Consider the following 19,840-nt stretch of genomic DNA (forward strand, 5'->3'; position numbering starts at 1 on the left):
CCGCAGGCCGCCATGAGATGCGACGGCCCCGACCGCTCCGAGCTGCAAGACTTGCTGCCATGAGCTTCCGTACGTCAGGTCCCTTCCCGCCGCTGATCCTCGACGACATCAGAGGGGCGCAGAAGATGCTGTCCGGGGTGGCCAGAACGACCGGGATGGAAGGGAGCCGGCACCTCAGCTCCCTCGTCGGCGCACCGGTCCACCTCAAGTGCGAGAACCTCCAGCGCACCGGGTCGTTCAAACTGCGGGGCGCGTACGTACGGATCGCCGGGCTCAGCCCCGTCGAAAGGGCGGCCGGAGTGGTGGCCGCGAGTGCCGGAAACCATGCGCAGGGTGTCGCACTCGCCTCTTCGCTGCTCGGCGTACGCTCCACGGTCTTCATGCCCGTCGGCGCCCCCCTGCCGAAGGTCGCGGCGACCCGGGAGTACGGCGCGGAGGTCCGGCTCCAGGGCCACGTCGTCGACGAGACGCTCGCCGCCGCCCAGGAGTACGCCGAGCAGACCGGCGCCGTCTTTATCCACCCCTTCGACCACCCCGACATCATCGCGGGCCAGGGCACCGTCGGCCTGGAGATCCTCGAACAGTGCCCGGAGGTCCGCACGGTCGTCGTCGGCATCGGCGGGGGCGGCCTGGCCGCCGGCATCGCGGTCGCGGTGAAGGCGATGCGCCCCGACGTCAAGGTCGTCGGCGTCCAGGCGGCGGGGGCGGCCGCCTTCCCGCCCTCGCTGTCCGCCGGGCACCCGGTGGCGCTCGGCTCGGTGCAGACCATGGCCGACGGGATCAAGGTGGGCCGCCCCGGCGACCTCACGTTCCCGCTGGTCCAGGAGCTGGTGGACGAGGTCCGTACGGTCTCCGAGGACGAGCTCTCCAGCGCGCTGCTGCTCTGCCTGGAGCGCGCCAAGATGGTCGTCGAACCGGCCGGGGCGAGCCCGGTCGCCGCCCTCCTGAGCGACCCGAAGGCGTTCCGCGGGCCCGTCGTCGCCGTGCTGTCGGGCGGCAACGTCGACCCCCTGCTGATGCAGCGCATCCTGACCCACGGCATGGTCGCCGCCGGCCGCTACCTCAGCCTGCGGCTGCGGCTCACCGACCGCCCGGGGGCGCTCGCCGCGATGCTCGCCACCCTGTCCGTCGCCGACGCCAACGTGCTCGACATCCAGCACGTACGGACCGACCCCCGGCTCGGGCTCACCGAGGCGGAGGTGGAACTGCACCTGGAGACCAAGGGCCCGGAGCACTGCGAGGAGGTCGCCTCCGCACTGAGGGCCGCGGGGTACCTCGTGCGGGCCTGAGCGACGGCGCCCCGGGAAAACCTGTTGTGGGTCGCGATGTATCGCGTTACCGTGCATCGCCGAACAACCCCGTGGTCCCGGCCCGGAGAGGCCGGAAACCCTACGATCCGCTCAGGAATTCACGCGAAAGCAACTGGGGGAATCCCGTATGCCAGGCGCCATTTACGCCGAAGGCCTGGTGAAGACCTTCGGCGATGTACGAGCACTGGACGGCGTCGACCTCGACGTACCCGAAGGCACCGTCCTCGGCCTGCTGGGGCCCAACGGCGCCGGCAAGACGACCGCCGTCCGCGTCCTGACCACCCTGATCCGGCCGGACAGCGGTCAGGCCGTCGTGGCGGGCATCGACGTCCTGAAGAACCCCGACGAGGTACGCCGCTCGATCGGCCTCTCCGGCCAGTTCGCGGCCGTCGACGAATACCTCACGGGCCGCGAGAACCTCCAGATGGTCGGCCAGCTCTACCAGATGGGCGCACGCGACGCGAAGAAGCGGGCGGGGGAGCTCCTGGAGAAGTTCCACCTCGCCGACGCCGCCGACCGCACCGCGAAGACGTACTCCGGGGGCATGCGCCGCCGCCTCGACCTGGCGGCGGCGCTCGTCGTCTCCCCGCCGGTGATGTTCATGGACGAGCCCACCACCGGGCTCGACCCGCGCAACCGGCAGCAGCTCTGGGAGGTCATCGAGGAGCTCGTCGCGGGCGGTACGACACTGCTGCTGACCACGCAGTACCTGGAGGAGGCTGACCACCTGGCGCACGACATCTGCGTCATCGACCACGGCAAGGTCATCGCCCGAGGCACCTCCGACCAGCTCAAGGCCCGCACGGGCGGCGAACGCGTCGAGGTCGTCGTGCACCGGCCCGACGAGATCGGACCGGCCCGCTCGGTGCTCGCCACCTACGGCAAGGGGGAGATCTCCGTCGCCGAGCACACCCGCAAGCTGACCGTCCCGGTCACCGGCGGGGCCAAGCTGCTCGCCGAGGTCATCCGCGACCTCGACGCCCACGGCGTGGAGATCGACGACATCGGACTGCGCCGCCCCACCCTCGACGACGTCTTCATCTCGCTCACCGGCCACGCCGCCGAGCTGGGGAAGAACGGCGCCGACGCATCGACAGAGGCCGCTGACGGCCGGAAGGAGGACGGCCGGTGACCGCCGTCACTGACACCCCGGGCGTCGTGCCGCTCAAGAAGCGGGGGGCGATCGGCCGGTCCGTCGCCGACTCCCTCGTCGTCGCCAGACGCAACCTGATCCGCATGGCCAGGATCCCCGAGATGGTGATCTTCGGACTGGTCCAGCCGATCATGTTCGTGGTGCTGTTCACCTACGTGTTCGGCGGGTCCATCAAGGTCGGCGGTTCGCTCTCGTCGACGGACTACAAGGAATTCCTGATGGCCGGGATCTTCGCCCAGACCGTCACCTTCGCCACCGCCGGCGCCGGAGCGGGCATCGCGGACGACATGCACAAGGGGCTGATCGACCGCTTCAGGTCGCTGCCGATGGCCCGCGGCGCCGTCCTCACCGGACGTACGCTCGCCGACCTCGTCCAGACCGCGCTCACCCTCGTCGTCCTCGCCGGGGTCGCGCTGATCATCGGCTGGCGGGCCCACGAGAACATCGGCAGGGTGCTCCTCGGCTTCCTGCTGCTGCTCCTGCTCGGCTACGCCTTCTCCTGGATCGGCGCGATGATCGGCCTGATCGTGCGCACCCCGGAGGCGGCCACGTCCGGCGGACTGATCTGGCTCTTCCCGCTGACGTTCATCTCGAACGCCTTCGTGGACGCCAACCAGATGCCGACGGTCCTGCGCCACATCGCGGAGTGGAACCCCTTCAGCGCCACCGTGCAGGCCTGCCGCGAGCTGTTCGGCAACCTGCCGCCGGGATTCGTCACCCCCGACGCCTGGCCGATGCAGCACCCGATCCTCGCCTCGGTGATCTGGTCGGTCGTGATCGTCGCGGTCTTCCGCACCCTGGCGGTCCGCAGGTACCGCTCGGCCACGGCCTGATCCGCACACGACGGAGCCCCGGCCGCGTGTACGGCCGGGGCTCCGTGCGTATGTGTGGGGGCCGGGTCAGCCCTGGTAGGGCTTCGCCGAGACGATCTTCACCGTGGCCTTCTTGCCGTTCGGCAGCTCGTACTCCGCGTCCTCGCCCATCCGCTTGCCGTTCACGCCGGTGCCGAGCGGGGACTGGGGGGAGTAGGTCTCGATGTCGGCGCTCGCGTACTCACGGGAGGCGAGCAGGAAGGTGACCGTGTCGTCGGGGTCGCCGTCGAAGGCGATGGTCACGACCATGCCGGGCTCGACCACGCCGTCGTCGGCAGGTGCCTCGCCGACCTTCGCGTGCTCCAGGAGCTGGGTCAGCTGGCGGACCCGGAGCTCCATCTTGCCCTGCTCCTCCTTGGCCGCGTGGTACCCGCCGTTCTCACGGAGGTCACCCTCCTCCCGGGCCGCCGCGATCTTGACGGAGATCTCCGTGCGCGCGGGACCAGACAGGTACTCCAGCTCCGCCTTCAGCTGGTTGTACGCCTCCGGCGTGAGCCAGGTGACGTTATCGCTGGTCTGGGTCACAGGGTGCTCCTCGTCGGTGCTGGGAATACAAAGCAACGCCCTACCCCAAGCATGCGCTGCCACGGGTGGGCGAAACAACGAGCCTAACAATTCCGCGCGAAAAGGGGGAGAAGGTAAAACGTCACACGCGCATCCGCGCAGGTCAGCCCCAAATCTGGGGGGTGAGGACGGCGCGCGCCCCGGCGCACGGCCGGCCGGCGGCGTCGAGGTGCGGTCAGCCGCCCGCGGCGCACCCCTTGAGTTCCACCGCGGTGGCCCTGGAGGTGGTGCGCAGGGTGACGACCTCGTCGATCCGGTCGGACCGCTCGTCGAACCGGAAGTCCGCCCGGCCGACCTCCCCGCCGTCCTCGCTCAGGGCGCGGAGCGTGCAGTGGCCGTCGGCGTCCCGGTCCTTGCGGACCTCCAGGTGGGCCTCGGCGCGGCTGTCGGAGACGATCCTGGACTTGATCAGCTCGGCGCTGACGTCCGTACCGGCGACGTAGGAGTAGCCGAACCAGCCGATCACGGCGAGGAAGGCCACACCCAGGACCGAGCCGATGATCTTCAGCTTGCGGTCCGCGCGTTCGTCCTGCGACCGGCCGTAGCGCCCCTCGGGCAAGGCCTCGCGCACCGCTGCCATGATCGTTCCTCCCGTACCGGGGATCGAGGAATTTTCCACCCCCCGGTTCAGTCACTATAGAAGCCGACCACTGCGACCAATCACTGAGGACCGAGTCTTGACCGAGCAGCTGAGACTGATGGCCGTCCACGCCCACCCCGACGACGAGTCGAGCAAGGGCGCGGCCACCATGGCCAAGTACGTGTCCGAGGGGGTGGACGTCCTGGTCGTCACCTGCACAGGGGGCGAACGGGGATCCATCCTCAACCCGAAGCTCCAGGGGGACGCGTACATCGAGGCGAACATCCACGAGGTGCGCAAGAAGGAGATGGACGAGGCCCGGGAGATCCTGGGTGTCAAGCAGGAGTGGCTCGGCTTCGTCGACTCGGGTCTGCCCGAGGGCGATCCGCTGCCCCCGCTGCCCGAGGGCTGCTTCGCCCTGGAGGACGACGAGACGGCGGCGGGGCGTCTCGTCGCGAAGATCCGCGTGTTCCGGCCGCAGGTGATCACCACCTACGACGAGAACGGCGGGTACCCGCACCCCGACCACATCAAGACCCACACGATCTCGATGATCGCGTTCGAGGCGGCCGGGGACACCGACCGGTTCCCCGAGGCGGAGTTCGGCCCGGCCTGGCAGCCGCAGAAGCTCTACTACAACCAGGGCTTCAACAAGCCGCGCACGGTCGCCCTGCACGAGGCGCTGCTCGCCCGGGGACTGGAGTCCCCGTACGGCGACTGGCTGGAGCGCTGGAAGCAGTTCGAGCGCGCCGAACGCACGCTGACCACGCACATCCCGTGCGACGACTTCTTCGAGATCCGTGACAAGGCGCTGATCGCGCACGCCACGCAGATCGATCCGGACGGCGGCTGGTTCCGGGTGCCGATGGACGTCCAGCGGGAGGTCTGGCCGACCGAGGAGTACGAGCTCGCCAAGTCTCTGGTCGACACCTCCCTCCCCGAGAGCGACCTCTTCGCGGGCATCCGCGACAATGCCTGATATGTACGCGACCCAGGCACTGACGCAGCTCGTTCCGCTCGCCGCCGATGAGCTCGACAAGAACAAGGTGACCCCCGGAGTCCTCGGCTTCCTCGTCTTCGCGGCTCTCGCCGTGGGAACGTGGTTCCTGATGAAGTCGATGAACCGCCACATGGGCAAGGTCGACTTCGAGGAGGCCCCGGACCCGGCGGCCGAGGCCGGCGACACCGATGGCGAGCCGACGGCCTCCTCCGGCACCGGTACGAAGGCGACAGGCACGAAGGCGACCGGGACGAAGGCGACCGCTTCGGGCAAGGGCTGACACCGCGGGCCGCCCCCTTCCCCCTGCGGGGGCGGAGGTGGCCCGCGTCGCTTCTCAGGCCCCGCCCCGCCTCTACGGCCGTACGCCCACCGCGACGCCCATCACCTCGCGGGCGTGCCGGGACGGTGTCAGGCCGAGGCGCCACGCCTGCCACCCGTCGTCCAGGTCCACCCCGCGGTTCAGGACCACACCGAACGCCTCCGCGCAGTCCTCCAGCCCGGGGTCGCGCAGCGGGTGGGCGGCCTCCACCAGATCGGCCAGCTCCTGCTGCGCCACCGCCGTGCCCACCTCGCTGCCGCCCGGTGAGGCGTACGGCAGCAGCGTGCAGCGCAGGAACGCCGCCCAGTCGCCGCCCCGGGCGTCGCCGTACGAGGCGAACAGGGTGATCGCCTCGCCGCAGAGCTCCAGCGCCTGCGCGGCGCGGTTGTTCCCGCCGTCGATCAGGGCGAGTTCCAGGCAGGTCCAGGCCTCGCCGTGGGCCACCCCGATCCGCCGGAAGTCGGCGCGGGCGTCCACCAGGAGCTGCCGCGCGAAACCGGAGTTGCGCAGGTTGCCGGTCTGCGCGGCCCGCTGGTCACGGGTGACGCGCCCCGAGTGGTGACGGGCGCAGGCCAGCCCGTACACGTCGCGCATCCGGGAGAACATCGTGCGGGCCCGCTCCAGCTCCCGTACTGCCTGATCGGTGTCGCCGTCCTCCTCCAGTGCCTGCCCCAGGTAGTACCGCGTCCAGGCCTCGCCCCGCGCGTCCTCGTTGCCCCGGTGCCGGGCGAGGGCCCCGCGCAGCTCCTCCACGGCAGCCGCCGCGGAGCTGTCCCCGTCCATCAGCCGGGCGCGGGCCAGCTGGGTCAGCGCCCACGCCTCCCCGCGCTCGTCCCGGGTGCGGCCGTACAGGTCCAGGGCGGAGGACAGCTCCTCCTCGGCCCTGGCGACCTCGCCGAGGCGCAGACAGACCTGGCCGAGCTGGAAGTGCGACCAGGCCTCGCCGTGCAGCGACTCGCCCTCGCGGTGCAGGGCCAGCGCGGTGTCCAGCAGGCTCAGGGCCTCGGGCAGATTGGCCCGGTCGCGTTCGACGGCGGCCAGGGCGTGCAGGGACCAGGCCCGGTCCTCGGCCTGCTCCGGGGAGGCCTGCAGGGCGAGCGCCTCCCGCAGCCGGGCCGACGCCTCGCCGAGATTGCCCTGGTGGTGCAGGGTGATGCCCAGCGAGCACAGCGCCAGCGCGGCGCCCGCGTCGTTCTGCGCCTCACGGTAGAGGCCGACGACCGAGGACAGCGTGGTGCGGGCCTTGTCGAGCTCACCGAGCTGCCGGGCCGCGATCCCCGTACGCCACTGCACCGACCGCTCCAGCAGCCCCTGGTCGACGGCCTGCGTCAACTCGCTGATCTCACCCAGCCGGTAGAGGTCGCCGCGCAGCAGGCAGTAGTCGCAGAGCGCGCCCAGCAGATGGAGCACCGCCGCCTGGTCGACGCCCTCGGCGTGCCGCAGGGCCGAGGTGATGAAGCTCGACTCGTCGTCCAGCCAGCGCAGCGCGGCGTCCAGCGAGCTGAAGCCGTGCGAGCCGAACTGCCCCGCGCGGGTGGACATCTTGCCGTCGACCATGCGGATCACGGCGTCGGCGAGCTCCGCGTAGTTCTGGATGAGGCGTTCCTGCGCGGCCGTACGGTCGGCCGCCGGCTCCTCGTCGAGCAGCCGGGCCAGCGCGAAGTCCCGTACGAGGTCGTGCAGCCGGTAGCGCGTGCCCCGCACATGCACCAGGAGCCCGGCCCTGGCCAGGGCCTCCAGCAGCCGGCCGGCCTCCTGCTCGTCCGAGGAGAGCAGCGACGCCGCGGCGGCGGCCCCGAGGCTCGCCCGTCCGGCCAGGGCGAGCCGCCGCAGCAGCCGGCGGGCCGCCTCGGACTGGTCGGTGTAGCGCAGCCACAGGGCCCGCTCGACGGGCGCGACCGGGCCGTACGCCCCCAGAGCGGCGGCGAGTTCGGCCCGGGAACGCTCACCGAGGGCGGAGCCCACGACCCGCAGCGCGAGCGGCAGCCCGCCGCACAGCTCGACGACGGTGTCCGTCGACGCATAGTCGTACGGACCGGCCTCCGCAGGGGCCTCCCCTGCGCGAGGGGAGTCGAGACCCTGGGGAACCAGGGCCGACTCCCGCAGCACCTCCTCGGCGCCCGCCGCGTCCAGACCGCCGACCGGCAGCTGGTACACCCGGGCCGGGAGGCCGTCGGGCAGCTCCAGGGGCTCGCGGGCCGTGACCAGGACCAGGCTGTCGGAGCGCTCGGGCACCAGCGTGCGGACCTGCGCCGCGTCCGTGGCGTCGTCCAGGACGATCGTGACGGGCGTACCCGTCAGATGCTGGTGGTAGAGCTCGCTGAGGCGCCGCACCTGCTGCTCGGCGGACGACCCCTCCCGGAAGAGCAGCTGCTCGCGCGGCGCACCCAGCCGGTTGAGCAGGTGCAGCAGCGCGTCCCGCGTCGGCAGCGGCGTCTCGCCGGAGACACCGCCCCGCAGATCGACCACGCACGCCCCGCGGAACTGGTCCTTCAGCGCGTGCGCGGCCCGTACGGCCAGTGTGGTGCGCCCGGAGCCCGGCGTGCCGTGCAGGACGACGACGGTCGGCAGGGTCTCGGTCGCCGCGCGCGCCGCGTGCACCCACTGGGCGATCCGGGCCAGTTCGGCGCGGCGGCCCGCGAACGGGCCGTCCGCGGCGGGCAGATGTCCGAAGGACTGTTCGAGGAGTGAGCGGGTGCGTGCGGCCGCGCTGCGGTCACCCCCGCGCAGCTGCGCCACCACGGAGGCGCCGGCCTTCTTCGGCATACGGGTGGAGGCGGTCAGCACGCGCTGCTGGTCGAGGAACGGGCGGATGCCCCGTACCTCCAGGGCCGTCAGCCACTCCAGCCGCAACTGCTCGGGGCCGCCCGGCTGGTTCCGCTCACCCGCCCTGCGATGGGCGGCGGGCCAGTGCGAGGCGGTCACCCGCGCCACGGTCGCGGTCGTCCCGGCGGCGGCGACGACGGCGCCGGCGCCCAGGGCGAGGCCCGTCGCGGTGCCGAGTGCCAGATCCGCGCCGAAGGCGGCCGCCGCGGCAACTCCCGTCACGATCAGGGGCGTTCCGAGCGTCGCTCTGCTGAAGCGTGCGGACAGCGGCTGCTGGCCGGCCCCCGCCGCGTCCAGCGCCCGGGTGTAGGCGGCGTACTCGTCGGCCGCGCCCGCCGCCATGGTGTCGAGCGCGCCCCGCGCCCGCGCCAGCAGCGCCCCGGAGTCCGTACGGCCCCCTGTCCGCCGTGCCTCCTCCTCCACGGCACGTACCAACAGCCGTTCGGCTTCCGCCCGATGGCTGTCCCGCATGCGTCCCCCTCGTTGCGCGCGTCGCCGGCCGCGACCGGATCCGTTCGTGTGGACCCCCCAGTCTCCAGGGTCCGGAGCCCCGGCGACAGGGCGTCTGCCGGACTGCGCGCCGACAGCCGTACGGATGCGGAGCGCGGGAACATGAACGACCGTGGCACCACCGACCGGACGCGGACCGGCACCGCCGCCGGCCGGCGCCGGGCGCGCACCGGCCTGTCGGGAGTCGTCGGCGGTGCTTACACGCCCTTGGTGATCACGCGCTTCCCCAGAGCTTCGAGTCGGACGGTTCCCAGGTCCACGGTGACGGAGAGGTGACGGAGAAGGGCGCAGCAGTCTTGATCGCGGTGTCCGGTTCGGCCGAGTGAGCGGGAGTCCGTGCGGTCTCCACGGTGAGGACAAGCCCTGTGAGAGGCTGGCCGTATGAACCGGTTGGCTGGTGTGACCTCGCCGTATCTGCTTCAGCATGCTGACAATCCGGTCGACTGGTGGCCCTGGTCGCCCGAGGCGTTCGAGGAGGCCCGCAGGCGGGACGTGCCCGTGCTGCTCAGCGTCGGGTACGCCAGCTGCCACTGGTGCCACGTGATGGCCCACGAGTCGTTCGAGGACGCAGCCGTCGCCGAGTACCTCAACGCGCACTTCGTGCCGGTGAAGGTCGACCGCGAGGAGCGGCCCGACGTCGACGCCGTGTACATGGAGGCGGTGCAGGCCGCGACCGGTCAGGGCGGGTGGCCGATGACCGTCTTCCTGACCGCCGACGCCGAACCCTTCTACTTCGGCACGTACTTCCCGCCCGAGCCGCGCCACGGCATGCCCGCCTTCCGGCAGGTGCTCGAAGGGGTCGTCGCCGCCTGGTCCGACCGGCGTGAGGAGGTCGCCGAGGTCGCCGGGCGCATCGTCCGCGACCTCGCCGGCCGTTCCCTGGCCGCCGGTGAGGGGGGCCTGCCGGGCGAGGCCGAGTCGGCACAGGCCCTGCTGCGGCTCACCCGGGACTACGACGAGAAGTACGGCGGATTCGGCGGCGCGCCCAAGTTCCCGCCGTCCATGGTCATCGAGTTCCTGCTGCGCCACCACGCCCGTACGGGGGCCGAGGGCGCCCTGCAGATGGCCGCCGACAGCTGCGCGGCCATGGCGCACGGCGGGATCTACGACCAGCTCGGCGGCGGCTTCGCCCGGTACTCCGTGGACCGGGAATGGATCGTCCCGCACTTCGAGAAGATGCTCTACGACAACGCGCTGCTCTGCCGCGTGTACGCCCATCTCTGGCGCGCCACCGGGTCGGACCTGGCACGCCGGGTGGCCCTGGAGACGGCCGACTTCATGGTCCGCGAGCTGCGGACCGCCGAGGGCGGCTTCGCCTCCGCGCTGGACGCCGACAGCGAGGACGCGCAGGGGCGCCACGTCGAGGGCGCCTACTACGTGTGGACGCCCGCGCAGCTGCGCGAGGTGCTGGGGGAGGCGGACGCCGCCTTCGCCGCCGGGTACTTCGGGGTGACCGACGAGGGCACCTTCGAGGAGGGTTCCTCCGTGCTGCGGCTCCTGCGGAACGGGGAGCCCGAGGAGCAGGAGGAGGCCCGGGTCGCCGATGTGCGGGCCCGGCTGCTGGCCGCACGTGAGCTGCGGGCCCGCCCCGAGCGCGACGACAAGGTCGTGGCCGCCTGGAACGGGCTGGCGATCGCCGCGCTCGCCGAGACCGGGGCGTACTTCGACCGCCCGGATCTGGTCGAGCGGGCCACCGAGGCCGCCGACCTGCTCGTACGGGTGCACATGGGCGAGGCCGCCCGGCTCTGCCGCACGTCGAGGGACGGCCGTGCCGGGGACAACTCCGGGGTCCTGGAAGACTACGGCGATGTCGCCGAGGGCTTCCTCGCGCTGGCCTCCGTCACCGGCGAGGGCGCCTGGCTGGACTTCGCCGGCTTCCTGCTGGACATCGTGCTGGAGCGCTTCACCGGCGAGGGCGGGCAGCTGTTCGACACCGCTGATGACGCGGAGCGGCTGATCCGCCGCCCCCAGGACCCCACCGACAGCGCCACCCCGGCCGGCTGGACCGCGGCCGCCGGCGCGCTGCTCTCGTACGCCGCGCACACCGGTTCCGAGGCGCACCGTACGGCGGCCGAGGGCGCCCTCGGGATCGTCGGGGCGCTCGGCCCGAAGGCGCCCCGGTTCATCGGCTGGGGCCTCGCGGTCGCCGAGGCGCTGCTGGACGGCCCGCGCGAGGTTGCGGTGGCCGGCCCCGTCGGCGGCGAGCTGCACCGGACGGCGCTGCTGGGGCGGGCGCCCGGCGCGGTCGTCGCGGCGGGCGAGGAGGCGGACGCGGGCACCGAGTTCCCGCTGCTGGTGGACCGGCCGCTGGTGGGCGGCGAGCCGACCGCGTACGTCTGCCGGCACTTCGTCTGCGACGCGCCGACGACGGACGCGGGGGAGCTGGCCGCGAAGCTGGGCGGCTGACGGAGCCGCGCGCGTACGGCGAAGGGCCCGGCCGGGGTGGCCGGGCCCTTCGCCGTACGCGGTCACTTCTGGTAGGCGACCAGGGATATGCCGACGTAGTGCACGATGAACGCGGCCAGCGTCAGCGAGTGGAACACCTCGTGGAAGCCGAACCAGCGCGGTGACGGGTTGGGGCGCTTGATCCCGTAGATGACGCCGCCGGCGCTGTAGAGCAGCCCGCCGACGACGACGAGGACCAGTACGGCGATGCCGCCCGCCCGCATGAAGTCCGGCAGGAAGAACACCGCGGCCCAGCCCATGGCGATGTAGCACGGGGTGTAGAGCCAGCGCGGGGCGCCGACCCAGAAGACGCGGAAGGCTATGCCGGCCGCCGCGGCGCCCCAGATCGCCCACATGAGCGGGCGGCTGGTGGACTCGGGCAGCAGGAGGAGCGTCAGCGGCGTGTAGGTGCCCGCGATGATCAGGAAGATGTTGGCGTGGTCGAGTCTGCGCAGCACGGCTTCGCCGCGCGGGCCCCAGGTGCCCCGGTGGTAGATGCCGCTCACACCGAAGAGCAGGCAGGCGCTGAGTACGTAGACCGCGCAGGCGATCCGGGCGCGTGTGCTGTCGGCCAGGGCGATCAGGGTGATTCCGGCGATGACGACCGCGGGGAACATCCCCGCGTGCAGCCACCCGCGCATCCGTGGCTTGACCGGTACGGGGTCGGTGAGCTCCACGGGTCCGGACCCGGAGGCGGCAGAAGTCATATCGGCATGCTACCTACGCTCCCGTAGGTAACCCCCAGCAGTGGCGATGCTCACGTGTGCGGCCCTCTGGACATATGGGCGGGATGGTCGGATGATCAAATGAGTGCGGTCGGCACCGGATGAGCGCCAGGGGAATTCGAAGGGGTCAGCATCCGGGTCGCAGCCCCCACGGGGCCGGACAACACACCCTCTCTCCAAGGAGCGATCGTGGCGCGAGACATCGCGGCTCCCCTCACTGTTCCCACTCGGCACCAGGAGCTCGTCTCCTGGGTGGACGAGATCGCCGCCCTCACCCAGCCGGACCGTGTGGTCTGGTGCGACGGTTCCGAGGCCGAGTACGAGCGCCTGTGCGAGGAGCTCGTCGCCAAGGGCACCTTCACGAAGCTCGACCCGGTCAAGCGCCCCAACTCCTACTACGCCGCCTCCGACCCGAGCGATGTCGCCCGCGTCGAGGACCGCACCTTCATCTGCTCCGAGAAGGAGGAGGACGCGGGCCCGACCAACCACTGGAAGGCCCCCGCCGAGATGCGGGACATCTTCACGGGCGAGAAGGGCGTCTTCCGCGGCTCCATGCGCGGCCGCACGATGTACGTCGTCCCGTTCTGCATGGGCCCCGTCGGCTCCCCGCTCTCCGCGATCGGCGTCGAGATCACCGACTCCGCGTACGTCGCCGTGTCGATGCGCACGATGACGCGCATGGGCCAGGACGTCCTGGACGAGCTCGGCACCGACGGCTTCTTCGTGAAGGCCGTCCACACGCTGGGCGCCCCCCTCGCCGACGGCGAGGCCGACGTGCCGTGGCCGTGCAACTCCACCAAGTACATCTCGCACTTCCCCGAGGACCGCGAGATCTGGTCCTACGGCTCCGGCTACGGCGGCAACGCCCTGCTCGGCAAGAAGTGCTACGCCCTGCGCATCGCCTCCGTCATGGCCCGTGACGAGGGCTGGCTCGCCGAGCACATGCTGATCCTCAAGCTGACCCCGCCGCGCGGGGAGGCGGAGGCCATCAAGTACGTCGCCGCGGCCTTCCCCAGCGCCTGCGGCAAGACCAACCTCGCCATGCTGGAGCCCACGATCTCCGGCTGGACCGTCGAGACCATCGGCGACGACATCGCCTGGATGCGGTTCGGCGAGGACGGCCAGCTGTACGCGATCAACCCGGAGGCCGGATTCTTCGGCGTCGCGCCCGGCACCGGCGAGCACACCAACGCCAACGCCATGAAGACCATGTGGGGCAACTCCGTCTTCACGAACGTCGCGCTCACCGACGACGGCGACGTGTGGTGGGAGGGCATGACCGAGGAGGCCCCCGCGCACCTCACGGACTGGAAGGGCAACGACTGGACCCCGGAGTCCGGCACGCCCGCCGCCCACCCCAACGCCCGCTTCACCGTCCCGGCCGGGCAGTGCCCGATCATCGCGCCGGAGTGGGAGGACCCGAAGGGCGTGCCGATCTCGGCGATTCTCTTCGGCGGCCGCCGCGCTTCCGCCGTCCCGCTGGTCACCGAGTCCTTCACCTGGCAGCACGGCGTCTTCCTCGGCGCCAACGTCGCCTCCGAGAAGACCGCCGCCGCCGAGGGCAAGGTCGGCGAGCTGCGCCGCGACCCCTTCGCCATGCTGCCGTTCTGCGGGTACAACATGGGCGACTACATGAAGCACTGGGTCGAGGTCGGCGCCGACAAGGCCGACCAGTCGAAGCTCCCGAAGATCTACTACGTGAACTGGTTCCGCAAGAACGACGCCGGACAGTTCGTCTGGCCCGGCTTCGGCGAGAACAGCCGCGTCCTGAAGTGGATCGTGGAGCGGCTGGAGGGCACGGCCGAGGGCGTCGAGACCCCGATCGGCATCCTGCCGGCCAAGGGCTCGCTGGACACCGAGGGACTGGAGCTCTCCGGGTCCGACCTCGACTTCCTGCTCACCGTGGACAAGGAGGTCTGGCGCGAGGAGGCCGCGCTGATCCCCGAGCACCTCAACACCTTCGGCGACCACACGCCGAAGGAGCTGTGGGACGAGTACCACGCGCTGGTCCGGCGCCTGGGCTGACCCCGCCCCCGAACCCCGCGGCCGGGCCTTCCGACATCCGCCCTGACCTGTGGGGTCAACGGCCCGCCGCGGCACGGCACCCGGAGCCCCCTCATGGCTCCGGGTGCCGCTTCGTTCCGGGCCGCCCCGTGAGCGGGCGGCCCGGCCGGGTGTGTGGCACCCGGTCCACGCGTCTTCGCGACCCGTGGACCGGGGCCGTCAGGGGGCGCCGACCAGGACGGTCGGCGCGGTGGGGGCGGACAGGGCCGCGGCGTGCGCGTCCATGGCCTCGGCCGCGAGGATCGCCACGGCGGTGTCCGCGCGGGACGCGGCCACCACGAGGACCCGGCCCGCGAGGGCGTGGGCGCGGCGGTGAAGAGCGGCCGGGGACGCGTCGCTCCGGCCCGCGTGCCGTGCGGGCGGCGCCGAGCGCAGCCGGGCGACCTGCCCGGCGATGCGGTCGCCCATGGTGTCGAGACCCAGCTCGTCGGTGACGGCGAGCAGGGCCGCGAGATGCCCGGCGAGCTGGATGTCCAGCTCGTCCTCGCGGCTGCGGTGGGGGAAATCGGCGTCGTCGGCCGATGTGTGGACCGACTTGGTGCGGATCGGCTCGTACATGGATGGCCTCCAGATCGTGCAGTAAAGCCATCCTATCTTGGATTCAGTCTAAAGTTGTGCCGGATCCGAAAATCTTGGTCGCTCAGGGCTGGCTGTAACCGTCCAGGAAGTTCCCGATCCGCGTCACCGCGTCCGTCAGATCCTTGGCCGGCGGCAGCGTGACCACCCGGAAGTGATCCGGCTCCGGCCAGTTGAAGCCCGTACCCTGCACCACCATGATCTTCTCGGCCCGCAGCAGATCGAGGACCATCTGCCGGTCGTCCTTGATCTTGAAGACCTTGGGGTCGAGCCTCGGAAAGAGGTACAGCGCCCCCTTCGGCTTCACACAGGTCACCCCGGGAATCCGCGTCAGCAGGTCGTACGCCACGTCACGCTGCTCCAGGATCCGTCCGCCCGGCAGCACCAGCTCGTTGATCGACTGCCGCCCGCCGAGCGCGGTCGCCACCGCGTGCTGCGCGGGCATGTTGGCGCACAGCCGCATGTTGGCCAGGACCGTCAGGCCCTCGATGTACGAGGAGGCGTGCGCCTTCGGGCCGCAGACCGCCATCCAGCCCGAGCGGTACCCCGCGATCCGGTAGTTCTTCGAGAGCCCGTTGAAGGTCAGCACCATCAGATCGGGGGCGATGGCGGCGGTCGGGGTGTGCGTCGCGCCGTCGTAGAGGATCCGGTCGTAGATCTCGTCCGAGCAGACGACCAGGTTGTGGCGCCGGGCGATCTCCGTCAGCCCGCGCAGCATCTCGTCGTCGTAGACCGCGCCCGTAGGGTTGTTCGGGTTGATGATCACGAGCGCCTTGGTGCGGTCGGTGATCTTCCGCTCGATGTCCGCGAGGTCGGGCATCCAGTCGGCCTGCTCGTCGCACCGGTAGTGCACCGCCGTACCGCCGGCCAGCGAGACCGAGGCCGTCCACAGCGGATAGTCCGGAGCGGGGACGAGCACCTCGTCACCGTCGTCGAGCAGCGCCTGCATCGACATCTGGATCAGCTCGGAGACCCCGTTGCCCAGGTAGATGTCCTCGACGTCGAGGTCGATCCCCTTGGTCTGGTAGTGCTGCATCACCGCGCGGCGCGCGGACAGCAGCCCCTTCGCGTCGCCGTAGCCGTGCGCCCCGGAGAGGTTGCGCAGGATGTCCTCGAGGATCTCCGGCGGACATTCGAAACCGAACGCCGCGGGGTTGCCCGTGTTGAGCTTGAGGATGCGATGACCTGCGGCTTCGAGCCGCATCGCTTCCTCGAGCACGGGGCCGCGGATTTCGTAACAGACGCCGGCGAGCTTCGTGGACTGGATGACCTGCATGTCTGCGAGCTTACGGCCGTGTTTCCCGCGCTGCGCCCGGTTCGCGCACCGGTTGCTCCCTCCGGGGGTGCGCGCCGGCGCGCCGGGTCTTCCATCGGCATGCCGCCCCGCCCGCGGACCGTGGGAACGGCCGGTCGGGGCGGGGCCGCGGCTTGGAAACCGGGCGTGGGCACGCGGCCGGGTGAGATGCGCCACCCGCCACCCGCCACCCGCCACCCGCCACCCGCCACCCACCGCCCGCCAACCGGTCAGTCCGGCAGGACGGTCCCCTCGGGGAGGCGTACGCCGAAGTCCTCGGCCAGCACCCGCACCACCTCGGCGGAGTCGCTCAGCTCCCGCTCGGTGACCGTGCCGTCGTCGGCGGTCTCCACCAGCGTCCGGCCGGACAGCGACCGGTGCAGGCCCGGCAGGGTGCGCTGGGCGTACAGGGCCTGCCGGAACGGCGAGCGCGGGTTCGTCGCGATGTGCCAGTTGATGACGTCGTAGTCCGGGGCCTCGAAGGGCTCCAGGGTGAACTCGTACTGCGGCTCCCAGTAGCCGCCCTTGTCCGTCTGCAGCTCCCACATCTCCAGCGGCCCGTCGTGCGGGGCGTGGACGAGCCGGTGGCGGCGCGGGGTGTCGAGCAGCTCGGTGTCCACCACCAGCGGGATCGGCTCCAGCAGCGCGCCGTGCGACCCGAAGCCGACATCGGCCAGCCACGGGGTGGACTCACCCTCCACGTCCACCTGCATCAGCATGTGCGTACGGGGCCTGATGTCACCGGGCGCGGCCCCCACCACCACCCGCGCGGTCAGCAGCGTCACCCGGAACCCGAGCTGGGTGAGGACGGCGGCGAGAAGGGTGTTGTGCTCGTAGCAGTACCCGCCGCGCTCACCGCGCACGAGCTTCCTCTCCAGGTCGGGGAGCGCGAGGGACGGGGCGCTGCCGAGGAGGGGCTCCAGATTCTCGAACGGGATGCCCAGCATGTGGGCGCGGTGCACGGACCGCAGCACCTCCACCGTGGGGCGGCGGTCCGTGTCTCCCGCCCAGCCGATGCGGGCGAAATAGGCGTCGAGGTCGAGTGTCATACCCCGACAGTACGCAGACGTTTCAAGGGTTTCTCACATGCCCCGGCAGCACAGAAGAGAGGGGAACACGGCCCCCTTACGCCCTCGGCGCGTGCGGACGGTGCGTCAGGGCGCGGATCCTCACGCGGCTTGAATTCGCCCCTTGTGGGGACCCTCCCCGTACGCAAACATGCGCATGTCAAAAACCGGAAGAACTCCGGTCACACGCAATGCGGAGGGGACCCCCCACATGAAGAAGCCTCTCATCGGTGCGCTTTTTGCTGTCCTGTTCCTCGGTGCGGGCATCGCACCCGCAACCGCGGCCACCGGCCCGGACACCGCAGACGTCCGGGTGAAGGCCGTCGATCTCGCCGGGACGGTCGCGCTCAGCAACTGTTCCGGATCGGTCGTCCGGGCACCGTCCTCGCAGCCCGGCGACCGCGCCCTCGTCCTGTCCAACGGGCACTGCCTGGAGTCCGGCTTCCCCGGCCCCGGCGAGGTCGTGCTCGACCAGGCCTCGACCCGGAGCTTCACCCTGCTGAACGGCTCGGGCAGCGGCGTCGGCACCCTGCGCGCCGACAAGGTGGCGTACGGGACCATGACCGACACGGACGTCTCGCTCTACCGGCTCACCAGCACGTACGCCCAGATCGAGAGCAGCTACGGCATCGAGGCCCTGGAGCTCGACGCAGGGCGCCCGGCCCAGGGCACCGCCATCACGGTCGCCTCCGGCTACTGGAAGCGCACCTACAGCTGCGCCGTCGACGGCTTCGCCTACCGGCTGAAGGAGGGCGCCTGGACCTGGAAGGACTCGGTCCGCTACACCTCCGCCTGCCAGACCATCGGCGGCACGTCCGGATCCCCGGTGATCGACGACGCGACCGGCAAGGTGGTCGCCGTCAACAACACCGGTAACGAGGACGGGCAGCAGTGCACGGACAACAACCCGTGCGAGGTCGACGAGAGCGGCACCGTGACCGTCCGCGAGGGCATCAACTACGCCCAGCAGACGTATGGCATCGTTCCGTGCATCGGCAGCGGCAACGAGATCGACCTGGACCTGGCCGGGTGCGCGCTGCCCAAGCCCTGACCCCTGGCGGCCTTTCGGGACGGCCTCCGGCCAACGGCAGGATCCTGCCTACCGGTTGGCAGGAGGCTGCCTCGCGGGGCCGCCCCGCGCGGGTCCCCCGGGTGCCAGACTGACGGCTGTTCACCCGGGACGCCCCAGCTGTACGGGGACTGGGGCGCCGGGCGGGGTGCGAGGAAACAGGATGCGTGTGATCTTCGGCGGTACGCGTGGAGCCATGGCGGGAGCGGCTCTCGTGGTCCTCACGCTGGCCGGGTCGTCCTGGGCGACGGCAGGCCAGGCGGGCGTGGCGGACAGAGGTGTGCGGCAGGTCGCCGACTCACCCCTGGACGACCCCTGCCGCGGCCCGATCAACGGCTGGCAGGGGAAGCCGCCCGCCAGCTGCTCCGGCAAGTGACGGTCCGGCGCCGGGGCTGAGGCCCGACCGGGACCGAGGCGTCGGATTCCCCCGGCACGTACGGGGGAGCCGGCGGCTCCTCAGATCCAGTGGCGTTCGCGGGCGAGCAGCGCCGCGTGGGCGCGGTTCTCCGCGCCCAGCAGCTGCATCAGGTCCGAGATGTGACGGCGGTAGGTGCGCAGGGCGATGCCCGCCTCTCGGGCGCCGATCTCGTCCTTGCCGACCGTGCACATCAGGCGCAGCACCTTCCCCTGGATCTCGGTGGGCCCGGGGCCGTCGGCGCCGCCGAGCCGGCCGGCCAGGGTGGCGAAGTCCTCCGCGCCCGCCCAGAGCCGCTCGAAGTTGTTGACGACGGTGGTGACGATGCCCTCCTCCCGCGAACACAGCGCTCCCTTGGCCGTGTTGGCGGGGTCCAGCGGCACCAGCGCGGTGTGCCGGTCGTAGACCAGCATCAGTTCGTCCAGCTCGTCCAGGACCCTGATGTGCGCGCCCGCGGCGGTGAGCTCCTGAAGGTAGGCGAAGGTCGGGCCGTCCTCCATGGCCACGCGGCGGATCAGGCTGCGGCAGCTGACCCCGCGGCGCAGGCAACGCAGGTCCAGAGGACGGGAGTTCTCGATGTTCTCGGGTGTGAGCGCGTCGTACGGTTCGGCGGCGAGCACTTCCTCCCGGGCGAAGAACGCCAGCTCGTCCAGGCGGGTGCGGATGGCCTCCAGGCCGGTGATCCGCTCGACGGGCTTCTCGTCCTCGTCCAGTTCGGGTTCGGGGATCTCCCGCCCCAGCGAGTCCACGAGGGGCCGCAGATGGGTGAGCGAGCGAATGTCGTCGTACAGCTCCTCCAGCCGCCGTTCGGCGAGACGGGCCACCACGAGCTCGGGCTCGCAGGCCCGGGTCTGGCCGTCGACCTGCTGGATGATCTTCAGCTCGCGCAGCCTCCGGATGGACCGCCGGGTCGGCTCGGCCTCGTGGCGGAGCAGGACGTGGATGTCGTCCACCTCGATGCCGGGGTTGCGGAGCAGGTGCCGGTAGATGTCTTCCTCGATGTGCGACAACCCGAGTACGAACATTTTGTGCTCAGGCAATGGGGACACTC

17 protein-coding genes are annotated in these 19,840 nt (G+C 71.4%); 9 read left to right on the top strand and 8 right to left on the bottom strand.

The window, feature by feature from the left end:
• Positions 1 to 59 precede the first annotated feature (59 nt).
• The 3 genes from ilvA to ACZ607_RS13905 all read left to right on the top strand — a co-directional run bounded on the left by ilvA (position 60) and on the right by ACZ607_RS13905 (position 3,296).
• Positions 60 to 1,289, top strand: coding sequence for a threonine ammonia-lyase (gene ilvA / locus ACZ607_RS13895; protein WP_469734953.1), 1,230 nt, complete (start codon positions 60 to 62; stop codon positions 1,287 to 1,289).
• A gap of 148 nt (positions 1,290 to 1,437) precedes the next feature.
• Positions 1,438 to 2,442, top strand: a complete 1,005-nt coding sequence (locus ACZ607_RS13900) for an ATP-binding cassette domain-containing protein (RefSeq protein ID WP_469734954.1) — start codon at positions 1,438 to 1,440, stop codon at positions 2,440 to 2,442.
• The gene (locus tag ACZ607_RS13905; protein ID WP_469734955.1) at positions 2,439 to 3,296 is read left to right on the top strand and encodes an ABC transporter permease; all 858 of its coding nucleotides are present in this window, start codon (positions 2,439 to 2,441) and stop codon (positions 3,294 to 3,296) included. The genes ACZ607_RS13900 and ACZ607_RS13905 overlap by 4 nt, the downstream gene beginning before the upstream one ends.
• Positions 3,297 to 3,362: 66 nt before the next feature.
• Here the strand turns inward: ACZ607_RS13905 and greA are convergent, their stop codons facing one another.
• Entirely contained in the window at positions 3,363 to 3,860 is a 498-nt protein-coding gene (gene greA / locus ACZ607_RS13910) for a transcription elongation factor GreA (protein ID WP_403998705.1), read from the bottom strand.
• 214 nt (positions 3,861 to 4,074) lie between these two features.
• Positions 4,075 to 4,479, bottom strand: coding sequence for a DUF4307 domain-containing protein (locus ACZ607_RS13915; protein ID WP_469734956.1), 405 nt, complete (start codon positions 4,477 to 4,479; stop codon positions 4,075 to 4,077).
• 97 nt (positions 4,480 to 4,576) lie between these two features.
• Between ACZ607_RS13915 and mca the strand changes: the two genes are divergently transcribed.
• Both mca and ACZ607_RS13925 read left to right on the top strand, forming a co-directional pair.
• Positions 4,577 to 5,458: a mycothiol conjugate amidase Mca gene (mca, locus tag ACZ607_RS13920; protein WP_469734957.1), complete on the top strand. Its 882-nt coding sequence runs from the start codon at positions 4,577 to 4,579 to the stop codon at positions 5,456 to 5,458.
• A gap of 1 nt (position 5,459) precedes the next feature.
• Positions 5,460 to 5,759 carry a hypothetical protein gene (locus ACZ607_RS13925; RefSeq protein WP_469734958.1) on the top strand — a complete coding sequence of 100 codons (300 nt, stop codon included), beginning with the start codon at positions 5,460 to 5,462 and terminating at the stop codon, positions 5,757 to 5,759.
• Positions 5,760 to 5,831: 72 nt separating this feature from the next.
• Here the strand turns inward: ACZ607_RS13925 and ACZ607_RS13930 are convergent, their stop codons facing one another.
• Positions 5,832 to 9,095 carry a tetratricopeptide repeat protein gene (locus ACZ607_RS13930; RefSeq protein ID WP_469734959.1) on the bottom strand — a complete coding sequence of 1,088 codons (3,264 nt, stop codon included), beginning with the start codon at positions 9,093 to 9,095 and terminating at the stop codon, positions 5,832 to 5,834.
• 420 nt (positions 9,096 to 9,515) lie between these two features.
• Between ACZ607_RS13930 and ACZ607_RS13935 the strand changes: the two genes are divergently transcribed.
• Positions 9,516 to 11,540 (top strand): thioredoxin domain-containing protein, encoded by a 2,025-nt coding sequence (locus ACZ607_RS13935; protein ID WP_469734960.1) that lies wholly within the window; start codon positions 9,516 to 9,518, stop codon positions 11,538 to 11,540.
• 62 nt (positions 11,541 to 11,602) lie between these two features.
• Here ACZ607_RS13935 and trhA read toward each other — a convergent pair whose 3' ends face one another.
• Positions 11,603 to 12,286, bottom strand: coding sequence for a PAQR family membrane homeostasis protein TrhA (gene trhA / locus ACZ607_RS13940; RefSeq protein ID WP_469734961.1), 684 nt, complete (start codon positions 12,284 to 12,286; stop codon positions 11,603 to 11,605).
• Positions 12,287 to 12,493: 207 nt separating this feature from the next.
• On the opposite strand from trhA, the gene ACZ607_RS13945 reads away from it, so the two are divergent.
• A complete protein-coding gene (locus tag ACZ607_RS13945; protein ID WP_469734962.1) occupies positions 12,494 to 14,329 on the top strand; it encodes a phosphoenolpyruvate carboxykinase (GTP) in 1,836 nt (611 codons plus the stop codon).
• Between the two features lie 198 nt (positions 14,330 to 14,527).
• On the opposite strand, the gene ACZ607_RS13950 is transcribed toward ACZ607_RS13945, so the two are convergent.
• From ACZ607_RS13950 to ACZ607_RS13960, 3 genes are all read right to left on the bottom strand, one after another.
• Entirely contained in the window at positions 14,528 to 14,926 is a 399-nt protein-coding gene (locus ACZ607_RS13950) for an SCO4983 family protein (RefSeq protein ID WP_469734963.1), read from the bottom strand.
• An 82-nt stretch (positions 14,927 to 15,008) separates the two neighbouring features.
• The gene (locus ACZ607_RS13955; protein WP_469734964.1) at positions 15,009 to 16,220 is read right to left on the bottom strand and encodes a pyridoxal phosphate-dependent aminotransferase; all 1,212 of its coding nucleotides are present in this window, start codon (positions 16,218 to 16,220) and stop codon (positions 15,009 to 15,011) included.
• 248 nt (positions 16,221 to 16,468) lie between these two features.
• A complete protein-coding gene (locus ACZ607_RS13960; protein WP_469734965.1) occupies positions 16,469 to 17,287 on the bottom strand; it encodes an arylamine N-acetyltransferase family protein in 819 nt (272 codons plus the stop codon).
• Positions 17,288 to 17,516: 229 nt separating this feature from the next.
• Between ACZ607_RS13960 and ACZ607_RS13965 the strand changes: the two genes are divergently transcribed.
• Positions 17,517 to 18,356, top strand: coding sequence for a S1 family peptidase (locus ACZ607_RS13965; protein WP_469734966.1), 840 nt, complete (start codon positions 17,517 to 17,519; stop codon positions 18,354 to 18,356).
• Positions 18,357 to 18,537: 181 nt separating this feature from the next.
• Positions 18,538 to 18,750, top strand: a complete 213-nt coding sequence (locus ACZ607_RS13970) for a hypothetical protein (protein WP_469734967.1) — start codon at positions 18,538 to 18,540, stop codon at positions 18,748 to 18,750.
• A gap of 80 nt (positions 18,751 to 18,830) precedes the next feature.
• On the opposite strand, the gene ACZ607_RS13975 is transcribed toward ACZ607_RS13970, so the two are convergent.
• Positions 18,831 to 19,838, bottom strand: a complete 1,008-nt coding sequence (locus ACZ607_RS13975) for a helix-turn-helix transcriptional regulator (RefSeq protein WP_469734968.1) — start codon at positions 19,836 to 19,838, stop codon at positions 18,831 to 18,833.
• Between the last annotated feature and the right edge of the window lie 2 nt (positions 19,839 to 19,840).

It is taken from the genome of Streptomyces sp. NPDC104381 (genome assembly GCF_055583745.1).